General features: G+C 33.7%; 20 protein-coding genes. 4 read left to right on the top strand and 16 right to left on the bottom strand.

From position 1 onward, the window contains the following. Positions 1-309 precede the first annotated feature (309 nt). Entirely contained in the window at positions 310-2904 is a 2595-nt protein-coding gene (gene clpB / locus EAH81_RS00290) for an ATP-dependent chaperone ClpB (protein ID WP_140502232.1), read from the bottom strand. 207 nt (positions 2905-3111) lie between these two features. On the opposite strand from clpB, the gene ytxJ reads away from it, so the two are divergent. Beyond that, positions 3112-3501 carry a bacillithiol system redox-active protein YtxJ gene (ytxJ, locus tag EAH81_RS00285; RefSeq protein WP_140502231.1) on the top strand — a complete coding sequence of 130 codons (390 nt, stop codon included), beginning with the start codon at positions 3112-3114 and terminating at the stop codon, positions 3499-3501. Between the two features lie 86 nt (positions 3502-3587). Here the strand turns inward: ytxJ and EAH81_RS00280 are convergent, their stop codons facing one another. From EAH81_RS00280 to EAH81_RS00215, 14 genes are all read right to left on the bottom strand, one after another. Further along, positions 3588-4754, bottom strand: a complete 1167-nt coding sequence (locus tag EAH81_RS00280; RefSeq protein WP_140502230.1) for a hypothetical protein — start codon at positions 4752-4754, stop codon at positions 3588-3590. Then, a complete protein-coding gene (locus EAH81_RS00275) occupies positions 4751-5752 on the bottom strand; it encodes a DUF2157 domain-containing protein (protein ID WP_140502229.1) in 1002 nt (333 codons plus the stop codon). The genes EAH81_RS00280 and EAH81_RS00275 overlap by 4 nt, the downstream gene beginning before the upstream one ends. Before the next feature lie 295 nt (positions 5753-6047). Then, positions 6048-7328, bottom strand: coding sequence for an argininosuccinate lyase (gene argH / locus EAH81_RS00270; RefSeq protein WP_140502228.1), 1281 nt, complete (start codon positions 7326-7328; stop codon positions 6048-6050). 225 nt (positions 7329-7553) lie between these two features. Next, complete coding sequence (locus EAH81_RS00265) at positions 7554-8624, bottom strand: M20 family metallo-hydrolase (RefSeq protein ID WP_140502227.1); 1071 nt, start codon at positions 8622-8624, stop codon at positions 7554-7556. A gap of 201 nt (positions 8625-8825) precedes the next feature. Then, positions 8826-9596 carry an acetylglutamate kinase gene (argB, locus tag EAH81_RS00260; RefSeq protein WP_140502226.1) on the bottom strand — a complete coding sequence of 257 codons (771 nt, stop codon included), beginning with the start codon at positions 9594-9596 and terminating at the stop codon, positions 8826-8828. A gap of 99 nt (positions 9597-9695) precedes the next feature. Further along, positions 9696-10643 (bottom strand): N-acetylornithine carbamoyltransferase, encoded by a 948-nt coding sequence (locus EAH81_RS00255; protein WP_140502225.1) that lies wholly within the window; start codon positions 10641-10643, stop codon positions 9696-9698. 81 nt (positions 10644-10724) lie between these two features. After that, entirely contained in the window at positions 10725-11114 is a 390-nt protein-coding gene (locus EAH81_RS00250) for a GxxExxY protein (RefSeq protein WP_140502224.1), read from the bottom strand. A gap of 104 nt (positions 11115-11218) precedes the next feature. Continuing rightward, entirely contained in the window at positions 11219-11980 is a 762-nt protein-coding gene (proB, locus tag EAH81_RS00245; protein ID WP_140502223.1) for a glutamate 5-kinase, read from the bottom strand. Between the two features lie 217 nt (positions 11981-12197). Continuing rightward, positions 12198-13391 carry a glutamate-5-semialdehyde dehydrogenase gene (locus EAH81_RS00240; protein ID WP_140502222.1) on the bottom strand — a complete coding sequence of 398 codons (1194 nt, stop codon included), beginning with the start codon at positions 13389-13391 and terminating at the stop codon, positions 12198-12200. Between the two features lie 133 nt (positions 13392-13524). Beyond that, on the bottom strand, positions 13525-14664 hold the full coding sequence (locus EAH81_RS00235) for an aspartate aminotransferase family protein (protein ID WP_140502221.1): 1140 nt from the start codon (positions 14662-14664) through the stop codon (positions 13525-13527). 85 nt (positions 14665-14749) lie between these two features. Further along, a complete protein-coding gene (argC, locus tag EAH81_RS00230; RefSeq protein ID WP_140502220.1) occupies positions 14750-15727 on the bottom strand; it encodes an N-acetyl-gamma-glutamyl-phosphate reductase in 978 nt (325 codons plus the stop codon). Further along, complete coding sequence (locus EAH81_RS00225) at positions 15720-16913, bottom strand: argininosuccinate synthase (RefSeq protein ID WP_140502219.1); 1194 nt, start codon at positions 16911-16913, stop codon at positions 15720-15722. The genes argC and EAH81_RS00225 overlap by 8 nt, the downstream gene beginning before the upstream one ends. A gap of 64 nt (positions 16914-16977) precedes the next feature. Then, positions 16978-17619, bottom strand: a complete 642-nt coding sequence (locus EAH81_RS00220) for a GNAT family N-acetyltransferase (RefSeq protein ID WP_089350989.1) — start codon at positions 17617-17619, stop codon at positions 16978-16980. 533 nt (positions 17620-18152) lie between these two features. Further along, complete coding sequence (locus EAH81_RS00215) at positions 18153-20423, bottom strand: M1 family metallopeptidase (RefSeq protein ID WP_140502218.1); 2271 nt, start codon at positions 20421-20423, stop codon at positions 18153-18155. A 185-nt stretch (positions 20424-20608) separates the two neighbouring features. Here EAH81_RS00215 and EAH81_RS00210 point away from each other — a divergent pair, with 185 nt between their 5' ends. The 3 genes from EAH81_RS00210 (at position 20609) to EAH81_RS00200 (ending at position 22703) form a co-directional block, all read left to right on the top strand. Beyond that, positions 20609-21460, top strand: coding sequence for an aldose 1-epimerase family protein (locus EAH81_RS00210; protein WP_140502217.1), 852 nt, complete (start codon positions 20609-20611; stop codon positions 21458-21460). 11 nt (positions 21461-21471) lie between these two features. Beyond that, a complete protein-coding gene (locus EAH81_RS00205; RefSeq protein ID WP_140502216.1) occupies positions 21472-22020 on the top strand; it encodes a GNAT family N-acetyltransferase in 549 nt (182 codons plus the stop codon). A gap of 128 nt (positions 22021-22148) precedes the next feature. After that, on the top strand, positions 22149-22703 hold the full coding sequence (locus EAH81_RS00200; RefSeq protein WP_140502215.1) for a DUF3575 domain-containing protein: 555 nt from the start codon (positions 22149-22151) through the stop codon (positions 22701-22703). Here EAH81_RS00200 and EAH81_RS00195 read toward each other — a convergent pair whose 3' ends face one another. Continuing rightward, entirely contained in the window at positions 22704-22931 is a 228-nt protein-coding gene (locus EAH81_RS00195) for a VF530 family DNA-binding protein (protein WP_140502214.1), read from the bottom strand. It lies immediately after the preceding gene. Between the last annotated feature and the right edge of the window lie 99 nt (positions 22932-23030).

Below are 23030 nucleotides of genomic sequence, written 5' to 3'. Positions count from 1 at the left end.
AAAAATATTGTTCATTGTCTTTTGATTAAGGTTATAATTCTTTTGATTGATTTTTAAATCAGTGTTGTAAAGGTCAAGACTTTATTCGGAATTATTTTATATTACTTTAAAAAAAAGTTATATTATTTTCGAATTGCGAATCTTTTTTATACAAAAAAACACCAGCATTTCTACTGGTGTTTCTTTTTAAACATTTTAAAGATGCCCTGCTGTGCATCTCTGCGTTAAAACCTTCGAACCTCTGTCCCTCAGAACCTTTGTACCTTAGACTAAGACGCACTGCTGTGCGTCTCTACAGTAAATTATCTTTCAATGGGTTTGGTTTCTAAAGACCAGTTGTCCATCAAAAGCATCTATCAAAATAATGCTGTCTGTTGTGATGTTTCCTGCCAAAATTTCTTTTGACAATTGATTCAGAACTTCTCTTTGAACCACTCGTTTTACAGGTCTTGCTCCAAATTGTGGATCATAACCTTTATCTGACAAATACTTAATCGCTTCTGGCGTAGCATCCATGGTAATGCCTTGTAAGGCTAACATTTTTGTAACGCTCTTAAGTTGCAAACTCACGATTTTAGAAATATTATCAACCGTTAGAGGCGTAAACATTACGATTTCGTCGATACGGTTTATAAATTCGGGACGAACTGTTTGTTTCAACAATCCTAAAACTTCGACTTTTGCAGCTTCCGTAGCAGATTCTATACTTCCTTTTAAATTTTCAAACTTATCTTGTATAATCTGACTTCCCATGTTGGATGTCATGATGATAATTGTATTTTTAAAATCAGCCAGACGACCTTTGTTATCCGTCAAACGACCTTCATCAAGAACTTGCAATAAAATATTGAATGTATCCGGATGCGCTTTTTCGATCTCATCCAACAAAATTACAGAATACGGTTTTCTACGAACGGCTTCCGTCAATTGACCACCTTCGTCATAACCTACATATCCAGGAGGCGCACCAACTAAACGGCTTACACTGTGCCGTTCCTGATACTCACTCATATCGATACGCGTCATGGCATTTTCGTCATCAAATAGATATTCTGCCAAAGCTTTTGCTAACTCCGTTTTACCAACTCCGGTTGTTCCTAAAAATAAGAAGGTTCCAACTGGTTTTTTCATGTCCTGCAAACCTGCACGACTTCTACGAACGGCATCACTCACGGCTTCAATCGCTTCTTCTTGACCTACAACACGTCTGTGCAATTCGTCTTCCAAATGCAATAGTTTTTCACGTTCTGTCTGAAGCATTTTCATTACAGGAATTCCGGTCCATTTTGCAACGACTTCAGCAATATCTTCGCGGGTTACTTCCTCTTTAATCAAAGAAGTTCCTGATTGATATTCCTGCAATTGTTTTTGCAAAACATCCAGACGTTCTTGCGCTTCTTTGATTTTTCCGTAACGAATTTCGGCTACTTTTCCATAATCTCCATCACGTTCTGCACGTTCTGCTTCGTATTTAAAATCTTCTATTTCTAGTTTTACTGCCTGAATTCCGTCAACAACATCTTTTTCTGATTTCCATTTTGCATAAATTTCGTTGCGTTCTTCTTTTAAGTTCGCCAAATCCATGCGTAAAATTTTCAGTTTGCTTTCTTCTTTCTCTCGTTTTATGGCTTCTATTTCGATTTCCAGCTGCATGATTTTACGATCCAAAACATCTAATTCTTCTGGTTTTGAATTGATTTCCATACGCAATTTTGAAGCCGCTTCGTCCATTAAATCAATGGCTTTGTCCGGTAAAAAACGATTTGTAATATAACGTTGCGAAAGCTCTACTGCGGCTATAATCGCTTCATCTTTAATCTGAACTTTATGATGTGTTTCGTACTTTTCTTTGATTCCACGTAAAATAGAAATCGCACTTTCAGTATCCGGTTCGTCAATTAAGATCTTTTGGAAACGACGTTCTAAAGCTTTGTCTTTCTCAAAATATTTTTGATATTCGTCTAATGTCGTTGCCCCAATGGCTCTTAACTCACCACGAGCCAAAGCAGGTTTTAAGATATTGGCCGCATCCATCGCGCCTTCTCCTCCACCCGCACCTACAAGTGTATGAATTTCATCAATAAATAAAACGATATCACCTTCGGCAGCGGTAACCTCTTTTACAACGGCTTTTAAACGTTCTTCAAATTCTCCTTTGAATTTGGCACCTGCAATCAGTGCTCCCATATCTAGTGAGAAAACAATTTTATCTTTTAGGTTTTCAGGTACATCGCCATCAACAATTCTGTGTGCCAAACCTTCTGCGATAGCAGTTTTACCAACTCCTGGCTCTCCCACTAACATTGGATTGTTTTTTGTTCTACGGGTCAAAATCTGCAATACACGGCGAATTTCTTCATCACGCCCAATTACCGGATCAAGTTTTCCGTTTCGTGCTAATTCATTTAGGTTTTTAGCGTATTTATTTAGCGAATTATAGGTTTCTTCAGCTGAAGCCGATGTTACTCTTTCTCCTTTACGAAGTTCTTCTATTGCTGCTTTAAGCCCTTTTCCCGTAACTCCCTGATCTTTTAAAATCTGAGAAACTTTGCTTTTTGAATCGAAAATTGCTAATATTAAATGTTCGATAGAAACATATTCATCGTTCATTTTTTGAGCAATAATCTCTGCTTCATTCAGTGCTTTATTTGCATCTCTGGAAAGTAAAATATCACCTCCGGAAACCTTAGGAAAACTCTGAATTGTACTGTCTAATATTTGTAAAAACAACGGAACATTTACATTCAGTTTTTTCAAAATAAAAGGAGCAACATTTTCATCTACATCAAAAATAGCTCTGAAAATGTGTTCGTTTTCTATTTGCTGCTGTCCGTTGCGTTGTGCCAATTGCTGTGATAGCTGAATGGCTTCCTGCGACTTAATTGTAAATTTATTTATGTTCATATGTATGTGATTTATGATTGATTTTACTTATAAATTTCGATACCATTAAAATTACAATTTATTGGATTAAATTTTTAACTTTAAATGATATAACTTTGCTTCTGATCAGTCAAAATATATTCCATACTAAAAATACAGACAAAATGTCGCTTAAAATTAGTTTTTAACCAATTTTTAACGCCAAAAAGTCATAAAACACGTCAAAATATGAGTTTTTTAAATTCAATCTTCGGAAATTCAGAGAATACAGACACTCCAAAAAGTAATGTAAATTGGATAGAATTAACCGATATAGCACAATTATCAGAAATTGAAGCTCTCTCAAACGAAAAGCCGGTTGTCATTTTCAAACACAGCACAAGATGTAGTATTAGCCGAATGGCTTTGAAACAATTTGAACGTGAATTTGATTTAAATGAAACTGTTGATGCGTATTTTTTAGATTTAATTGCGCACCGTGATATTTCAAATGAGATTGCAAATAAATTCAACGTTTATCATGAATCTCCTCAATTGATTTTAATCAAAAATGGAAAAGCCGTTTACGATGTTTCACACAGCGATATTGATGCAGTGGCACTTAAAGAAAAAGTATAACATTAAAGTTATTTTTTTACCATTAAGATATTAAGAAAAATTAAGCTTTGCTCTTGATGAATCTTAATATCTTAATGGTAAATAATTTAAAAAGTTCCTTCGGATCCTCCGCCGCTAAATCCTCCACCACCAAAATCCATTGGAGAATCTGCTGGTTTTGCTTGTGGTTTCATTCCAAAAGTTGAAGCTACGATTAAGGCTTCTGCGTTTAAAATTGCATTCGAATTATTAATTCTGTCCGGTTTAAAAGTCAAACCAACTTCATTGTCTTTTAATTTTCTAATCGAAAAATACGCTATTGCGAATAAAACCAGTCCGCCAAGTGTAAGCGCTACTTCTATCGGTAAAACCGAATAATAGAATCTAATGGTATAAATAGAAAATCCGATAGCTAAAAAGCTAATCCAAAGCATGATTCTATCTCTCGTTTTTAAAGCCTGTATCAAATAAACTATTGGAACGATGAATGTAAAAGCATAGAAAAAGATAGCAAACGGAATGTCTTGCCCAGGAAGAATTTCATTTCCTAAAAGCATTACCGAAAGTTCTCTTACTACCAAATAATTACAAGAAAGATAAAAGAGAATCAGACAAAAACTATTGGCTAACAAAAGCCCATTGTAATAATAGCTTTCCTTAAGATTATCAATTGATTTTTTAGCAAAAAAGTAAAATACCGCTGAAACGATCATCGCCACGAATGGCAAAATTGTCTTTCCGATTGCTCCAAATTCAAATAATCCATAAAATAAAACGCCTGCAGAAGCTAGACAAAAAACAAGCAACGACGGTAAATGCAAATACCTTCTGTATATTATGAAGGCAGCAATTGCAACGAAAACTGCAATTATTAATTCATATCCATCTGTGGAAATTCCGATTGCAAATCCCACATTTAAAAGTGCTCCCAAACAAAAAGCATCATCTAAACCGTGTCCGTAATATTTTTGATTGGCCAATACTTCTGCTCCGCCAAAACCAATTGCAGCAAAAATATAACAACAAATTTTAAAAAAGGACTGTTCACCACCCAGACCAATTAATGAAACTGCTCCACATATCGATATATACAAAAATGCCCCCAATAAAAAGAATCCTAAACGCACTAAGATATTGCTGTGGTTTTTAAAATCCGGTAATTCCTTTTTAATTAAATCTTTTTGCTCTTTACTTATAAATCCTGCATTTTGCAAAGAATTTGCTTCTTCCAGCAAAGCCAAATCATCTAAAAATTGTTTTTCGTGTACTATCATTCGGCAATTTCTTTATTGAAGTTTTTAATAAGTTTAATAAATAATACTATTGAACCAATGAAATAAGCAGGCAGCATAAAAATGAATAACATCCAGATATCACTAAAATCAATATGTTCAAAAACTCTGAACAACACTATATTGATACCAATATAAGCATAGACAATCATAAAAACATATAGTGAAATCGCTTTAAGTTCATGACTTACTTTATAAAAATAATAAGAGGAACCCGCCAGAACAAAAGCGAAAATCAACCATAAACTATCATTGTAATAATCGACCAAACTATTGATTGATGCAATACTAATAATATGCAAAGCAAATGTGAGATAGATTAAATTGAAATGTGTTTTCAGCTGAATTCGGTTGCTGTAAATTGTCCACAGAATAAGCAAAGCTCCCAGAATTATTGCAGAATAACTTAAAGTTGGATCTGCATAAAAATTACTATTATTTAATAAATCCTGAGGTGTTACAGAAAGTCCAACGTAAGCTGCCAAACCTGTGATAGCAATCGTTAAAACACTTTTATTATCGAAGTAATACCCACAAAAGAAACTGACTACTGTTGGAATTAAAGTTGCTAATCCGTAATGCGTTCCGAATGGTTTGTATTGAAATTGCAGATAACCAATGAAAATACAAGTCAAAATATTAGCCGCTAAAACCAAATATTCTAAAACCGGATTTTCAAAAGTGGTTTCTGTTTTCTGAAAGCCTTTTGCGTTTTTAAAACAGTAATAGAAACAAACTCCAATAACAATTAATAACAAAGAAAGAATTGCAATATGTCCAATGCTGTCAATGTTTTTGTAAATCAAAATTCCAATTCCGGATGTAAATAACAAAACCGACAAATAGAGAAACAATTTCAACTCCGCATTTAGCGAGAAGATATTCAAATTGCGATAGGAAGTAATTTCCTGATACTGATTTTCCGTTATTAGATTTCTATCCAGAAGCAACTTAGTGGCTTGGTCATCAAACTTATTCATATTTACTTTTATAAAAGTGCAAATCAAAAATAGTCTTTTTGATTTAGTATTTCACTTTTTTTTTGTAAGATGATTTTAGATTTAAGTCCCGAGACTTCGGGATAGATTTTAGATTTTAGATTTTAGATTTTAGATTTTAGATTTTAGATTTTAGATTTTAGATTTTAGATTTTAGATTTTAGATTTTAGATTTTAGATTTTAGATTTTAGATTTTAGATTTTACTCAAAACAAAACGCCGAATCTTCGATTCGGCGTTTTGTTTAGTGGTTAACTTTTATCTTGTCACTTATTTATTAATAAGCTTCTTTCATTTTGTCTTTAATTGCGCTCAGGCATAAATTATTGATACTGCCTTCGTGTGTATGTTTTGTTTCTTTTGGCGATTGATAAGTTCCCGCTTCCAATTGCTCAGCAACGGCTTTATATGCATCTCTAAACGGCATTCCGGCAACAACCATTTCATTTAAAGTATCTACTGTAAACAAGTAATCGTATTTTTTATCTTTTAAGATATTGTCTTTTACTGTGATATCTTTTACCGAGAAAATCGCAATATCCAGACACGCTTTCAGGTTTTGAAGTGCAGGAAACAAACCTTCTTTTAAAAGCTGCAAATCTCTGTGATAACCGCTGGGTAAATTATTCGTGATTAAAGTGATTTCGTATGGAAGTGCCTGAATCTTGTTACATTTTCCTCTGATTAACTCAAAAACATCGGGATTTTTCTTGTGTGGCATAATGCTCGAACCTGTTGTAAGATGTGCCGGCAAACTGATAAAATCAAAATTTTGGCTCATGTACAAACAAACATCCATTGCAAATTTTGACAAAGTTGCTGCAACGCTGCTCATTGCAAAAGCAACTGTTTTTTCTGCTTTTCCACGGCTCATTTGTGCTGCAACGGCGTTAAATTTTAGTGTTTCAAAACCTAATTCCTGAGTTGTAAAAGTCCTGTTGATTGGAAACGAACTTCCGTAACCTGCTGCAGAACCTAACGGATTCTGATCTACGATTTTTAATGCTGCGTTTAACATCGTTACATCATCAATCAAACTTTCGGCATAAGCTGAAAACCACATTCCGAATGACGATGGCATTGCGATTTGCAAATGCGTATATCCTGGTAATAAAACATTTTGGTGTTTCTCTGCCGATTCCATTAACAAATCAAACAATGTTTTTACTTGTTCTTTTATTGCCTTTAATTCGTCTTTTAAATACAAATGAACATCGACTAAAACCTGATCGTTACGAGAACGAGCGGTATGAATTTTCTTTCCGGCATCGCCCAATTTTACGGTCAGTAAATATTCTATTTTGGAATGCACGTCTTCAAAACTGTCTTCGATTTCGAAGTTTCCTTTTGCAACGTCCGCAATAATTTCGTTTAAAGCATCGACCAAAGAAGTGGTTTCTTCTTCAGTTAATAACCCAATTTGCCCAAGCATTTTGGCGTGTGCGATAGATCCTAAAGCATCGTATTTCGCGAGAACTAAATCCAGTTCACGATCGTTACCAACGGTGAAATGTTCGATTTGTTTGTCTGTTGCAATTCCTTTTTCCCAAAGTTTCATAGGTAGATTTTTAGTCCCGAAGCTTCGGGATAGATTCTTAGATTCTTAGATTGTTAGACTTCTTAGATTTTTGGATCTTATGATGTTTATATTTTCTAATTTATTCTAATGTCGTTGTTTATACTGTTGGTGTTTCTAGCCCCGATAGTAGTGGAAATCCTTTTTCTGGCTTCTTTAGCCAGGAAAAGATTGGAACGGATAGCGGGAAATAGCTCCTAATTAATATTATAATTTAAAGAAATCGGTTAGTATTTTGATATACAAGTCGACTCCTTCTTCAATTTCGTTAATGAAAATAAATTCGTCTGCTGAATGTGACCGCAAGGTTTCTCCTGGTCCTAGTTTTAAAGACTGACAACTCAAAACAGATTGATCTGAAAGTGTTGGCGAGCCATAAGTCGTTCTTCCTAAAGCAATTCCCGCTTGAACCAAATCATGCGCAACCGGAATAGATGATGCGTTTAAATGCATTGATCTTGGTGTTACTTCAGCATTTACATTGGCTTTTACAACATCCAAAATTTCAGTATTTGAATAACAATCTGTTACGCGAATATCGACTACCAAATCACATTCTGATGGCACAACATTATGTTGTTTTCCCGCGCTAATCTGCGTTACGGTCATTTTTACGGGACCTAAAACCTCAGATATTTTATCGAATTTATAATTTTTAAACCATTCCATTACCGGAATTGATTTGTATAATGAATTATCATCGTTTTGATGCGCTGCATGACTTGCCGTCCCTTTTACTTTTACGTCAAGAACTAATAAACCTTTCTCAGCCACAGCTAATTGCATTAATGTTGGTTCTCCAACAATGGCGCAATCCAGCTCTGGCAAATGTTTTAAAACGCTATTTAAACCATTTTTTCCGCTGCTTTCTTCTTCGGCAGAAGCCACAATTACAATGTTATAAGGCAAGTTTTCATTCTCATAAAAATGAACAAAAGTCGCCAATAACGAAACTAAACATCCTCCGGCATCATTGCTTCCTAATCCGAATAATTTTCCGTCTTTTTCGATGGCTTTAAACGGATTGTTTGTGTATGCCTGATTTGGTTTTACCGTATCGTGGTGTGAATTCAGTAAAAGTGTTGGTTTATTTTCGACGAAATATTTATTGAAAGCCCACACATTATTGTTTTCTCTTTTAAAAGGAATTTCGTTTTGATTGAACCAATTTTCTATTAAAAGTGCTGTTTGATCTTCTTCACTAGAAAATGAAGGTGTTTCGATAAGGCTTTTTAATAAACTAATTGCTTCCCGAGTAAGCGTTGCAATATTTTTCATAGTTATGGTTTCTTTGCCGCGAAGGCACGAAGTCACAAAGTTTTTAATTAAATCTGTGACATTTTTAATTTGCGCAAATTTCTTAAATTAATATTTAAAATGCCTTGCGCCATCTATTTTTTTTGCCACGAATTGCACAAATTTTCGCTAATTTTTTTAAATTTTAATTCGTGAAAATTTGTGTAATTCGTGGCTATATCTTTATAATGTAATCGTTGTATGTAAAACGTCTGGGTTTTGAAGCATTTTATGATGTCCAATTTTGATTTTCTGAACGCCTCTTGATAAACTGTTGAAACAATTATCCAGTTTCGGAATCATACCGGAATGAATTACTTTTTCGGCTTTTAGTTTATTGTATAATGTTTTGTTTATTTCTGTTATTACAGAATTATCATCTTCTGAATCCTGCAAAACACCTTGTTTTTCAAAACAGTACGTTAGCGTAACATCAAAAACTTCAGACAAAGCAATTGACAATTCGCTTGCAATGGTATCGGCATTTGTGTTTAGTAATTGTCCGTTTTTATCGTGTGTGATGGCGCAGAAAACGGGGACGATTCCGGCTTCCAAAAGCGTTTTTAATAAAGATGTATTAACTTGTTTTACGTCGCCTACAAATCCGTAATCTATTGTTGGGTGATTTCGTTTTGTCGATTGAATTAAATTCCCGTCAGCTCCTGAAAAACCAATTGCATTATTATCTTTCGCTTGTAATTGCGCTACAATATGTTTGTTGATTTGTCCGGCATAAATCATTACCACAACATCTAGCATTGGAGCATCCGTGATTCGGCGGCCTTCAATCATTTGAGGAACCAAACCAATACTTTGAGCCATTTTTGTAGCCGATTTTCCGCCTCCATGAACGAGAACTTTATAGCCTTCGATTTTAGAAAAATCAGTTAAGAATTGTTCTAACTCGGTTGGATTATCGATTATATTTCCACCAATTTTTATTACGGTTATCATATTTTTAGGTTCAGAGGTTCAGAGGAACAAAGGTTCAAAGGTTTTCTCAAGGCTATTAAACCTCTGTCCCTCTGAACCTTTGCAACTTTGCACCTTTATTTACAACTTCTTTAAAATCTTTTGTAAAACTAATTGTGCCGAATACGTTCTGTTATTCGCTTGCTGAATTACGATTGAATTTTCGCTGTCGATTACTTCATCGCTCACAATTACGTTACGACGCACTGGGAGACAATGCATGAATTTTCCATTGTTGGTTAAAGCCATTTTTTCGGCTGTCACCGTCCAGCTTGGATCTATGTTGGTTACTTTTCCGTAATCGTTGAAATTGCTCCAGTTTTTTACGTAAACGAAATCGGCATTTTCAAATGCTTTGTTTTGGTCGTATTCGATTTTACAGTCTTTTGTGATTTCCGGGCTTAATTCGTAACCTTCGGGATGTGTGATTACAAAATCCATGTCTTTTTGCATTTGCATCATTTCTACAAATGAATTGGCAACTGCCTGAGGCAACGCTTTTGGATGTGGAGCCCACGAAAGCACTACTTTTGGTTTGTGTTTTGTTTTGTATTCTTCCATCGTAATGGCATCTGCCAAAGACTGCATTGGGTGACGAACGGCACTTTCCATATTCACGATTGGCACTGTAGCGTGTTTCAAGAATCCCGAAATCACTGTTTCGGCATAATCTTTTTCTTTGTCAGCCAAACCTGCAAAAGCACGAATAGCAATAATATCACAATATTGAGATACTACTTCTGCCGCTTCTTTAATATGCTCTGAAGCGCCGGAATCCATAATAGCGCCATCTTCGAACTCCAATGTCCATCCTTCGTTGGTAAAATTCATCACCATAACGTTCATCCCTAAATTTATAGCGGCTTTTTGAGTACTCAAACGCGTTCTTAAACTCGGATTAAAAAATAACATTCCTAAAGTTTTGTTTTTCCCTAAATCTTGATTTTTAAGCGGGTTCTTTTTGATTTTTAATGCGCTTTTTACCCATTTTGATAATGAGTCGATATCTTTTATTGAAATATAATTCATTTTTTCTTTTTTATTGTTGCGTGGTTTAGACGCGGATTAAACTGATTCGCTATCGCGAAGACGCGGATTTACACGGATTTTTTATATTCTTACTTTTTTACTGTTCTCAAATATTTTCCGTTTAAATTCTGGTTTCTTTCCAAAATTTAAAAGCAAACCTACTTCGCAATTTGTTCCTCTTAAATAATTTAAAATTTGATTTTCAAAGGCTGCCACTATACAATCTGCTGCCTTTAATTCTAATATGACTAAATCTTCTACAATCAAGTCGGCGTAATATTGACCAACTTCGATTCCTTTATAATAAACATTGATCTTCCTTTGTGCTTCAACTTTAAGGCCTTTGCTTTTTAATTCCAAATACAAGGAATTTTGATAAACTTTTTCTAAAAATCCATATCCTAATTCATTGTAAACTTCATAAAAAGTTTTAATAATGACATCGGTTAACTCTTGGTGTAATAATTTCATTCTCTAATTTTGAACGAAATATACTACTTAAAAATTAAACACAAATATAAAATCCGTTTAAATCAGCGTCTTCGCAAAGCGAATCCGTATCATCCGCGTCATAATCACATAATCTTAGTAAAGGGAATTTCATTCTGCAATGCCTTTAAAATAAAATTATCATTTAATCCGTTGACGATCCAGGTTTCTATATTTGCTGCTTTCGCAATTCCGGCGGCTTCGATTTTTGACTGCATTCCCCCTGTTCCGTGTGATGATTTTGATTCTCCGATTTCTTTTTCTAATACTTTTAAATCATTTACTAATTTAATCGTTTCAGGGTTTTCATCATGAATGGAATCTTTAGTGTAAATTCCGTTTGTATTTGTGGCAATAATCAGAATATCAACATTTAAAAGAACGGCTGTTAAAGCCGCTAATTTATCATTATCCCCAAACCGAATCTCATCTGTGGCAACAGTATCATTTTCATTAATAATCGGAATGTAATTATTCTCGACTAAAACATTGATTGTATTGACAATATTGACTTTAGATTGATCTTTTTCGAAATCCGAATATGAAAGTAGACATTGTGATGTCAATAATCCTAAATCACTAAAATTCTCATGGAAAATCCGCATTAAATGTGGTTGCCCAATTGATGCCAAAGCTTGTTTTAAGGCGATTTCTTTGCCTTTGCTTTCGAGTTTTACAAATTGTTTTGCTGCTGCGATTGCTCCTGAACTTACGATTACAAATTCGTAATCTTTGTTTAAAGCGGCAATCTGCATACCAATATCTTCAATCTTTCCCCGCGAAATATGGTTGGTTTCTTTGGTTAAAGTATTACTTCCTATTTTTAATAAAATTCGTTTTTTTCTCATTTGGTTTTGGTTTTGCCACGAAGGCGCAAAGGCACTAAGTTTCTTTTTAACTGCGATGTTTTTAACCGCAGAGGTCGCTAAGTTTTTTTTATTTTTGATAGCGCTGAAAAACACAGAGTTCACAAAGCTTAATCTTTATATAAATTCCAATTTTTCAAATTTCAAATTCCAATAATCTGAAATCAAAAATCATCAATCTACAATCTGAACTCTAAAATCATCTTATTTGTCCATCTCCATAAACGTACCATTTGTTCGTCACAAGATGTTGTAAACCAATTGGTCCTCTTTGATGTAATTTGTCTGTGCTTATCGCTAATTCTCCGCCAAGACCAAATTGTCCTCCGTCAGTAAAACGAGTTGAGGCATTTTGATAAACGGCTGCGGTATCAACGGCATCCATAAATTCCTGTGCTGCTTTATCGTCTCTGGTAATAATTACGGCAGAATGTCCTCCACAGTATTTATTTATTTTTTCAATGGCATTTTCCTCAGAATCAATGCTTCCAATTACAATTTTATAATCTAAAAACTCTTCGTACCAAATATCTTCATTTTGAAGTGTTTCCGTATCTTCAAAACTTTTCAGGGAATCGTCAACAATAACTTCAACATTATATTCTTTTAATTCTTCGATTAAAATAGCTGTAAAACCTTCAAAATTTGGCAATTTAGAATCTATTAAAACTTTATCAACTGCATTACAAGCTGAGATTTTAGAAGTTTTGGCATTCAAAATTACTTTTAAAGCCAAATCTGTATCTGCATCTTTATGAACGTAAACAAAATTATTTCCACGTCCACTTACGATAACCGGACAAGTGGCGTGTTGCTTGACAAACTCAATTAATTTTTCTCCGCCTCTTGGAACAATTAAATCTACTTTTTGAGTTGGTTTTTCCAAAAAACCCTGTGTTTCTGTTCGATTATAATTCAGATATTCTACCCAATCTTTAGAAACTTCATTTTCTTCTAAAGCCTGATGCCATAAATCAACAATTTTTAAGTTTGATTTTAAAGCTTCTTTTCCTCCTTTTAATAAAATCTTATTTCCGGATTTAAAAGCAATTCCGCCAGCTTCGATTGTAACGTCCGGACGAGATTCATATATAATTAAAATTGTTCCGAATGCTGCCGTTTTATTGATTACTTTGATTCCATTATCATGAACAAAATGAAAACGCTCTACTCCAACTGGATCTTCCTGAGAAGCTAATTGGTTTAAGGATAAAATCATCTCATCGACTTTTTTATCATCTACTTTCAGGCGTTCTTCCATTGCCAAATCTGAACCGTCGTAAGCGAGCAAATCTTCCTGATTGGTTAGAATAATTTGACTCCGCTCCTGCTCGACCAGCTTTGCCATAGATCGCAAAACCAGATTTCGTTTTTCAATTGATAATGGATTCATAATTTATAGTTGGTTGTTTTTTGGTTGTTTCTTTTAATTGAAACTTTATTTATACCTAACAGGTTTTGAAAACCTGTTAGGATAATTTATTCAGATTGTGTCCTAAACCCGACAGGTTTAATGTTGAGATAACTTAATTTTGAAGCTCTTCTAAACTTTCTTTTAAAGCTACAATAAAAGTATCAATATCTGATTTCTTTACCGTTAATGGTGGCAAAATTCTTAATAGATTTTTGTTATTGGCACTTCCAGTAAAAATGTGTTTTTCGATAATTAGTTTTTTTCTTAATGCCGCAACATCAAAATCAAATTCAATTCCCAGCATTAAGCCTTTTCCTTTTACTTGTTTGATTCCCGGAACTTGTTTGATTTGTTCTGAGAAATAAGCCGAAACTTCGTTTACATTATCTTGTAATTTCAATTTCTCGATTACATCCAAAACCGCAATTGAAGCTGCACAAGATAAATGGCTTCCGCCGAAAGTAGTTCCTAGTAATCCGAAACTTGCTTCAAATTTTGGAGAAATCAAAATGGCTCCAACCGGAAATCCATTCCCCATTCCTTTTGCTACCGAAATAATATCAGCGTTGATTCCGTGATGTTGAAAAGCGAAGAATTTTCCACTTCTTCCATATCCTGATTGTACTTCGTCCAAAATCAAAACTACGTCATGCTTTTTACATGCTTTTTCTAAAGCTTGAAAAAATTCTGTTGTTCCTTCGTCCAAACCTCCAACTCCTTGAATTCCTTCAATAATTACAGCCGAAACATCTCCTTTTGCAAGTTCAGCTTCTACTAATTCGATTTTGTTTAGAGGTAAAAAAGTTACTACTTGTTGTGCATTTATTGGTGCAACGATTTTCTTATTGTCTGTAACGGCAACGGCTGCAGAAGTTCTTCCGTGGAAAGAATTATGAAATGCTACAATTCTTGATTTTCCGTTATGGAAAGAAGCTAATTTCAATGCGTTTTCGTTTGCTTCAGCACCGGAACTGCATAAAAACAATTCGTAATCTTCTAATCCTGAAAGCTTGCCTAATTTTTGAGCCAATTCTACCTGCAAAGGATTCTGAATTGCATTCGAATAAAATCCTAAATGATCCAATTGATTTTTCAATTTCGCCACATAATCAGGTTGCGTATGGCCAATCGAAATTACACCATGTCCGCTATATAAGTCTAAATATTCCACCCCGTTAATGTCTGTAATTGTGCAGTCTAATGCTTTTACAGGTGTTATATCATAAAGTGGGTATACGTTAAATAAATTCATTTCTTGAAAGTTAAATGTTATTTGTTAAAAGTTAGAAGTTGCACACAGACGTTTAACATCTAACTTTTAACCTTTTACTTTTTTCCTAAAATCCGCTTGGTTTCAAATGTAAACCGATGGTTTCTTCCAGTCCAAACATCAAATTCATGTTTTGAATCGCTTGTCCTGAAGCTCCTTTGGTTAAGTTATCAATAATTGACGTGATTAAAATCCGGTTTCCTTTTTTCAATAAACTGATAATACATTTGTTGGTTTGAACGACTTGTTTCATATTGATGTTTGTCGTTGTAACGGTTACAAACGGTTCGTTCTTATAGAATTCCTCGTATTTTGCAACGGTTTGTTCCAGGCTTTCGTCTGATATCGTATATAAAGTTGCAAAAATTCCTCTTGGGAAATCTCCTCTATTTGGAATGAAAAGCAATTCACTTTCGAAATCTTCCTGCAATTGAACCAGACTTTCACCGATTTCTCCTAAATGCTGGTGTTCAAAAGCTTTATAATGCGACATATTGTTGTTTCTCCAGCTAAAATGAGAAGTTTCTGAAAGTCCTACTCCTGCTCCGGTACTTCCGGTTGTAGCATTTATATGAACATCATTATTCAACAAATCATGTTTCGCCAAAGGCAACAAAGCCAATTGAATTGCTGTAGCAAAACAACCCGGATTTGCAATATAATTTGCTTTTTTGATATCTGCTTTATTCAATTCGGGTAAACCGTAAATAAAATCTTTTCCTTCAAAATGAGCGTCTTTGTTCAATCTGAAATCATTTCCTAAATCAATGATTTTTGTATGACTTGCAAATTGATTTTCCTGCAAAAACGAAATTGATTTTCCGTGACCTAAACACAAGAAAACAACATTTACATTCGGATTTACAATATCAGTAAAATTCATTTCAATATCTCCCATCAAATCGTGGTGCGCCACAGAAAGTGGTTTGCCTGAATTTGTTGTGCTGTAAACAAAATCAATATTTACATTGGGGTGATACATTAATATTCTGATAAGTTCTCCGGCTGTGTAGCCCGAACCACCAATTATTCCGACATTAATCATGATCTAAATGGTTTACAGATGAAAATATATTTTGGGCATTTCCTAAAATCTTAATAAATCCTTTTGCATCATCAGATGTCCATGCGTTGTTCATTTCGCCATACTGACCAAAACCTGTGTTCATTAAATCATTTTTAGATTCAATTCCGTCAAGCGAAAAATGATATGGTTTTAACGAAACGGTTACGGTACCATTTACTGTTTTTTGTGTGTCTTGCAAAAAAGTTTCGATGTTACGCATTACAGGATCTAAAAACTGACCTTCGTGAAATAACATTCCGTACCAGTTTCCTAATTGTTCTTTCCAATATTGCTGCCATTTACCAAGTGTATGTTTCTCTAATAAATGGTGCGCTTTGATGATAATTAACGGTGCAGCAGCTTCAAAACCAACTCTTCCTTTAATTCCGATAATAGTGTCACCTACGTGAATATCTCTACCAATTGCGTACGCATTTGCCAATTTTTCTAGCTTTACAATATTCTTTTCCGGAACATCTTTTTTGCCGTTTAAGGCAACTAATTCTCCTTGCTCAAAATGTAAAGTCACTTTTTCTTCGCCTTCTTTTTGCAATTGCGAAGGATATGCTTCACTTGGCAATGGCTGGCTTGAAGTTAAGGTTTCTTTTCCTCCAACGCTTGTTCCCCAAAGTCCTTTGTTGATCGAATATTGTGCTTTTTCCCAAGAATAGTGAACTCCGTTTTGAGCTAAATAATCAACCTCTTCTTGTCTTGAAAGTTTTAAATCTCTAATTGGGGTAATAATTTCAATTTCCGGAGCGATAGTTTGGAAAATTAAATCAAAACGAATTTGATCATTTCCTGCACCTGTACTTCCGTGTGCAATTGCGCTTGCTCCTACTTTCTTCGCATATTTAATAGCTTCAATTGCTTGAAAAACACGTTCTGCACTTACTGATAATGGATAAGTATTATTTTTTAATACATTTCCGAAAATCAAATATTTTATAGCTTTATCATAGTATTTGTCTACGATTGTAAGATTTGTATGTTGTGCGCTTCCTAATTCGTAGGCTCTTTTTTCAATTGCTGATAATTCTTCTTCATCAAATCCTCCTGTATCTACAAGTACGGTGTGAACTTCGTATCCTTTTTCATTTTTTAAATATTTCAAACAATACGAGGTATCTAATCCTCCACTATAAGCTAATACAACTTTTTTCATTTTCTATAATTTAGGCTAATACTTTCGTATGTAGCAAGTTTGAGATTTCTTTTTTAATTTATTCTTAGGTTAAAAAAATAAACGACAATAGTTTATTTAAGAATAAGGCTTGTTTTATTTTCTTCAATCTGCTCAAAACAGCTTCGTTGAAAGGGTGTCTTGGCGGATCTTTTTGTTTTTCTTTTGGATCGTACAACATTCCGGTACAAAGACACATTTTGTTTTCTTTGCTTTTCAGAATTTCGTAATTGGTACAGGTTTTACAGCCTGACCAAAAACTTGGATCTGTTGTAAGTTCAGAGAATGGCACAGGTTTGTATCCCAAATCAGAATTGATTTTCATTACAGCCAAACCGGTTGTAATCCCAAATATTTTAGCATCAGGATATCTTTTTAGGGAATAATCAAAAACTTTTGATTTGATCTTTTTTGCCAAACCTAAACTTCTGTAATCCGGATGTACGATTAGACCTGAATGCGCTACGAATTTTCCGTGCTGCCAACTTTCGATATAACAAAAACCTGCAAATTTTCCATCTGCTAAAGCAATCATCGCATCACCGCTCGACATTTTTTTCTGAATGTATTCAGGAGTTCTTTTAGCAATCCCTGTACCTCTTAATAAGGCAGATGATTCTATTGTATCGCAAATTTCCTGTGCGAATTTGAAGTGTTCTTCCTGAGTAACAACAATAGAGATTTTCATTTCAAAAGTTGAAGTTAGAGTTAAAAATTAAAACGTATTGTTTAGTTTGAAATCCAGAAATCAATCCAATAAAAATAGACAAAAATGCAGTAACATTCTCAAAATCAAAACATTGATTTAGAAAATTTAGAAAATAATATATACTTTTAGGATATGTTTGTCCAATGGACAAATGGTGTGATTTCAAAATGAAAAATGAATATAAATAAATACGCGGCGAAAAACTCTGTGAATACTATAGAGATAGTATCCGTACTTCGGGAGATGTTACAGGTGAGTTTGTCCGTGACAAAGAAGTTATATGTAAACTTATTTTATTCATCGGTGCAAAAGTACACTATTTTTTTATTCGCAAAACAAAAAATTAAAATTCTAACATTTTTTTAATGTAATGTTATTTTTTTTTTTAAAAGGTACTAAGTTGCTAAGTTAATAAGCTTCTAAGGTTTTTCTTAAGGCTCAGGAGTTAAAAAAGAAAACCCGATAGTTATCGTTTAACTATCGGGTTTTAAATATTTTACAAATTTATATTTCTAATTCTTAGTAAACGGAATTGATTGTCCGCTACCTAAAATTATCATATCAAAACTTGTTTTTGCTTCATTAAACTTGAATTTTAACCCAGCACTAGTTGATTGAAATGTATCTTTTTCATTCTCTACAGGAGATACAGGAAACTTTGGATAATTTGTAATCTCAGCATTTAGCGTGCTGTTTTTTTCGGTAAATTCAATTTTAAGCGGTGCTTTAGCAGTTGAATATGTCCCTAAATAGCCATCTAAAATTACATCTTTCTCCAGTGTACCTTTTCCCGCTGTCCAAACATTATTTGCTTCATTATGATCTGGAAAAACGTGATCAGGATCAAGTGTTATACTTTCAATTTCTTCGGTTGAATTATGTTTGAAAGACCAAACGTTGTTACGTTGCCAAATTTCTACAGGAACGGTAACTCTGGAAACTTTACCACTTTTTGTTTTAACATCTACAACGATTGGCATTGGCATTTTATCGAAATTTTCAACTGTAATTACAACTCCTTTTGACGGATCGTTTTTTACATATTTAACTGAATTAACACCTTGGTCAAAACGCCAGTTATTAACGTACCAACTTCTCCAAAACCAGCTTAGGTCTTCACCGGCAACGTTTTCCATAGATCTGAAAAAGTCATCAGGTTGAGGATGTTTAAAAGCCCAACGTTCTACATAAGTGCGGAAAGCAGTATCAAAACGCTCTTTACCTAATATTTGTTCTCTTAAAATTATTAGTCCTGAACTTGGTTTAAAATAACACAACATTCCAATATTAGCTTCCTTCATATTATCAGGAGAACTCATTATGGTTTCAAGATCAGGTCTTGTAAAAGGTTCTGCGTTTTTATGCAAATCTGTTGGCTCATCATTATATTCGCCTTTATTAAATTCTGCGGTACTTAATGAATTGATAAAAGTATTAAAACCTTCGTCCATCCATGCAAACAATCTCTCGTTTGAACCTACAATCATAGGAAACCAAATGTGTCCAAATTCATGATCCGTAACTCCCCATAAATCTTTTCCTTTAGATTCCCATCCGCAAAAAACAATTCCAGGATATTCCATTCCACCTTCATTTCCTGCTACGTTTGTCGCTACCGGATAAGGGTATTCAAACCATCTTTTAGAGTAATTTTCGATTGCTGCTTTTACATATTCAGTAGAACGGCTGTACGCATCTTGTCCGGCACTTTCTACTGGATAAGCAGATAATGCCAATGCTTTTTTACCGCTTGGCAAGTTAATTTTTGCTCCGTCTAAAATAAAAGCAGGAGACGATGCCCAAGAAAAATCACGAGCATTTTTTATTTGATAATGCCAGGTTTTCTCTGCTGTAGCGTTTGTATTTGCAGTTGCAGCAACTTCGTCTGCAGAACGAATCGTAACTGTTTTATCACTTTGTGAAGCTTCTTTATAACGTTTAAATTGTTCAGCAGGCAATACTTCTGCTCCATTTAATAGTTCTCCCGAACCTACAACATAATGATTTGCAGGAGTTGTGATTTTTACATCAAAATCTCCATACTCTAGATAAAACTCAGATGCACCTAAATAAGGAGCAGTGTTCCAGCCTCTTACATCATCATACACACACATACGTGGATACCATTGTGCAATGGTGAAAATTTTACCGTTTTTAGTTTGTAAAACTCCCATTCTATCAGAACCTTCAAAAGGAGCGATAAAAGAGAATTCTATTTTAATTTTTACAGCAGCACCTTTTGAGGCTAATTCTTCAGGAAGAAAAATTTGCATTCTGGTATCTGTAATTACATATTTTGCCTCAACTTCAGTTTTTTTCTTTCCAATAGAAATTACTTTTACTGATTTGATTTTATTTCCACCATCAAAAACCTGACCTTGAGCTCCATTACGGCTTCCTGTTAATGGAACAACGGCATTTCCTCTTGAATCCTCTTTAAATAAATTCTGATCTAGATACATCCAAACAAAAGACATTTTGTCCGGACTATTATTAGTATACGTAATTTCGTCAGTACCAACAATTTCATTTGTTGTTCCATTTAATTTTGCTGTTAATTGATAATCAGCCCTATTTTGCCAATATTCAACGCCTGGCTGACCACTTGCAGATCTGGTAGATGTACCATTTTTAGTGTAAAAATGTGGTGCAAATGCATCATGATAATTATAATTGTTAACTGGATTTACTGCTGTTGAAGATGGTGCTTGTTGCGCCCAAACAGAAGAAATTCCAACAAAGAAAGCCATGGTTAAAAGGCCTTTAAAGGAATGCTTTTTCATATTTTTTAGCTGTTTATGTAGCAAATTAATGAAAAAAAAAGCTATTTACAGAGAAAACATAAAAGATAAATTTAATTTTAGCGAAATTTTATCAAAAAAATATTTTAAAGCTTTTTCTTAGAAAAATAAAATTTATCAAATACATTTACGTTTCTATAAAATTAATTTATTTCAACTGTAAAAAATTGAACACAACTATTTCAAATTCAAAGATAAGCGCATCCATAAAACATTCAGGTGCAGAACTTTTTTCATTAAAAAACAATCAGAACAAAGAATTTATCTGGGAAGGCAATCCTGATTTCTGGGGAAAGCATTCTCCTGTTCTTTTTCCAATTGTAGGGACTTTAAAAAACAATACTTATACGATTAACGGAGTTGAATATCAATTACCACGACATGGTTTTGCTCGTGATATGGAATTTCAATTGATTGAAAAAAGCGAAAACAGGGCTGTTTTTTCCTTAAAATATACTGATGAAACATTAAAAAAATACCCTTTTCAATTCGAATTGCAACTTATTTATACGCTTCAAGAATCAACATTAGATATCGAATACAAAGTAATTAATGAAGGCAATACTAAAATGCCTTTCTCTATTGGAGCACATCCTGCGATTGCTTTGCCTGATGCTTTTGAAAATTATTCACTTGATTTTGAGAAAAAGGAAATTCTGGAATATAATCTTTTGGAAAATGATTTAATATCAAACAAAACAAAAACTTTAGAAACGACAAATAATTTAGTTCCTTTAAACTATAAATTATTTGAAAACGATGCTTTAATTTTTAAAACATTACAATCAAATTCTCTTACAATCCTTGAAAACTCAAAACCTTATATAAAAGTTGCCTTTGCCGATTTTCCCAGTTTAGGAATCTGGACCAAGGAAAATGCTCCATTTATATGTATTGAGCCTTGGTTAGGATATTCGGACACTCCTGAAAACTCCGGTGATTTATTTGAAAAAGAAGGTGTCTTAGTTTTGGATGCTGATCAGTCTTTCCAAGCAAAATTTAGTATACAAATATTATAAAAAGTAAAGAAATGTTAGAATTCAATTTTAATCCATTTCCAGTTATAGAAACGGAACGTTTAATATTAAGAAGAGTTACAAATGATGATGCAAATGCAGTTTTCGAAATACGTTCGAATCCTGAAACGATGAAATTCATTCCAAGACCTTTATTAAAAAACACCGATGAAGCGCTTGAACTTATTGCGGAGATTGATAGCAAAATAACAGCGAATACTGGAATAAATTGGGCAATTACATTAAAAGACAATCCTAAATTACTTGGTATTATTGGTTATTACAGAACGCAGCCGGAAAACTATCGCTCTGAAATTGGATATATTTTGTTACCTGAATTTCATGGAAAAGGAATAGTTTCTGAAGCTGTAAATCGATTAATTAGATTTGGTTTTGAAGATTTAAAATTACATTCGATAGAAGCCGTTATTGATCCTGAGAACATTGCTTCTGAAAAAGTGCTGCAAAAATGCGGTTTTGTAAAAGAAGCCCATTTTAAAGAATCTGATTTTCATGGAGGACGTTTTGTAGATAAAGTAATTTACTCATTATTAGAAAAGTAATTTTACAAACTGTTTCTTATAAAAAAACTTTACTAAAAAAGAAACCTACAGGCAATAGTACGTATTGTTATGCGTTATATTTGCACCCAAAATAATTAGTGCAATTTGCATTTCTTTATAAATATGACATGAAAAAATTATTAATTCTACTTGTTCTTTTCTTTTCAATACAATCACAAAGTCAAACTTTTATTAAATTTAATGGAGCAACAGCATTGTTTGCAATACCTAATATTGGAATTGAAACCAGTATTGGAGAAAAAACGACTTTTAGTGTTGATGTGATGGCTTCTTTTTGGGAATCTATTAATGGTCATAATCCAATGAAATTCTACACTTTAACTCCAGAGGTTCGTTATCATTTTAAAGAAAAATACAATGGTTTTTATGTGGGTGCTCACGCTGGTCCCGATATTTACGAATTACAAAAATGGAATTATTGGGACACGAACAAATATGAACATGGTTTTGGTTATCGCTTAGGTGTAACAGTGGGATATAACCTTAAATTAAGTGATAAATTTTTGCTTGATATTTTTGCAGGCGGTGGTTGGCATCAAGGTTTTTATCATGGTTACTACAATGATGGAACTCCGGGACGTTATGAAAAAGCTCCAAACTGGAACAAAAGCGGCGAATGGCTTCCATATCGCGGGGGCGTTATGATTTCTTATAAATTGTAACTATTTCGTAAACTTTGGCAGCGATTTAAGATATAAATCTTCTACTTTTTTGCGAGCCCAATCCGTTTTTCTTAAAAAAGTTAAACTTGATTTTACACTCGCATTTGACATGAAACATTTTATAGGAATCAATTCTCCTAAAGTATCAAAGCCATAATAATCAACTAATGATTCTAAAATTTTTTGAAGTGTAATTCCGTGTAAAGGATCTTTAGATTGATTTTGCATTTTATACTTTTTAAATGATACTAAAAAGACCGTGCTTTAAAAAAGTACGGTCTTTTCTTTTTTACAAAATTAGTAAATTGAAATCTAAATCAATTGACA

The organism is Flavobacterium pectinovorum (assembly GCF_006438875.1).
Taxonomy (GTDB): Bacteria; Bacteroidota; Bacteroidia; order Flavobacteriales; family Flavobacteriaceae; genus Flavobacterium; species Flavobacterium pectinovorum_A.
This window is presented reverse-complemented; position numbering and strand designations above follow the sequence as displayed.

Bases quoted from the DNA above. Each gene is read 5' to 3' on its own strand.
- clpB (WP_140502232.1), bottom strand. From the start codon at position 2,904: ATGAACATAAATAAATTTACAATTAAGTCGCAGGAAGCCATTCAGCTA.
- ytxJ (WP_140502231.1), top strand. From the start codon at position 3,112: ATGAGTTTTTTAAATTCAATCTTCGGAAATTCAGAGAATACAGACACT.
- EAH81_RS00280 (WP_140502230.1), bottom strand. From the start codon at position 4,754: ATGATAGTACACGAAAAACAATTTTTAGATGATTTGGCTTTGCTGGAA.
- EAH81_RS00275 (WP_140502229.1), bottom strand. From the start codon at position 5,752: ATGAATAAGTTTGATGACCAAGCCACTAAGTTGCTTCTGGATAGAAAT.
- argH (WP_140502228.1), bottom strand. From the start codon at position 7,328: ATGAAACTTTGGGAAAAAGGAATTGCAACAGACAAACAAATCGAACAT.
- EAH81_RS00265 (WP_140502227.1), bottom strand. From the start codon at position 8,624: ATGAAAAATATTGCAACGCTTACTCGGGAAGCAATTAGTTTATTAAAA.
- argB (WP_140502226.1), bottom strand. From the start codon at position 9,596: ATGATAACCGTAATAAAAATTGGTGGAAATATAATCGATAATCCAACC.
- EAH81_RS00255 (WP_140502225.1), bottom strand. From the start codon at position 10,643: ATGAATTATATTTCAATAAAAGATATCGACTCATTATCAAAATGGGTA.
- EAH81_RS00250 (WP_140502224.1), bottom strand. From the start codon at position 11,114: ATGAAATTATTACACCAAGAGTTAACCGATGTCATTATTAAAACTTTT.
- proB (WP_140502223.1), bottom strand. From the start codon at position 11,980: ATGAGAAAAAAACGAATTTTATTAAAAATAGGAAGTAATACTTTAACC.
- EAH81_RS00240 (WP_140502222.1), bottom strand. From the start codon at position 13,391: ATGAATCCATTATCAATTGAAAAACGAAATCTGGTTTTGCGATCTATG.
- EAH81_RS00235 (WP_140502221.1), bottom strand. From the start codon at position 14,664: ATGAATTTATTTAACGTATACCCACTTTATGATATAACACCTGTAAAA.
- argC (WP_140502220.1), bottom strand. From the start codon at position 15,727: ATGATTAATGTCGGAATAATTGGTGGTTCGGGCTACACAGCCGGAGAA.
- EAH81_RS00225 (WP_140502219.1), bottom strand. From the start codon at position 16,913: ATGAAAAAAGTTGTATTAGCTTATAGTGGAGGATTAGATACCTCGTAT.
- EAH81_RS00220 (WP_089350989.1), bottom strand. From the start codon at position 17,619: ATGAAAATCTCTATTGTTGTTACTCAGGAAGAACACTTCAAATTCGCA.
- EAH81_RS00215 (WP_140502218.1), bottom strand. From the start codon at position 20,423: ATGAAAAAGCATTCCTTTAAAGGCCTTTTAACCATGGCTTTCTTTGTT.
- EAH81_RS00205 (WP_140502216.1), top strand. From the start codon at position 21,472: ATGTTAGAATTCAATTTTAATCCATTTCCAGTTATAGAAACGGAACGT.
- EAH81_RS00200 (WP_140502215.1), top strand. From the start codon at position 22,149: ATGAAAAAATTATTAATTCTACTTGTTCTTTTCTTTTCAATACAATCA.
- EAH81_RS00195 (WP_140502214.1), bottom strand. From the start codon at position 22,931: ATGCAAAATCAATCTAAAGATCCTTTACACGGAATTACACTTCAAAAA.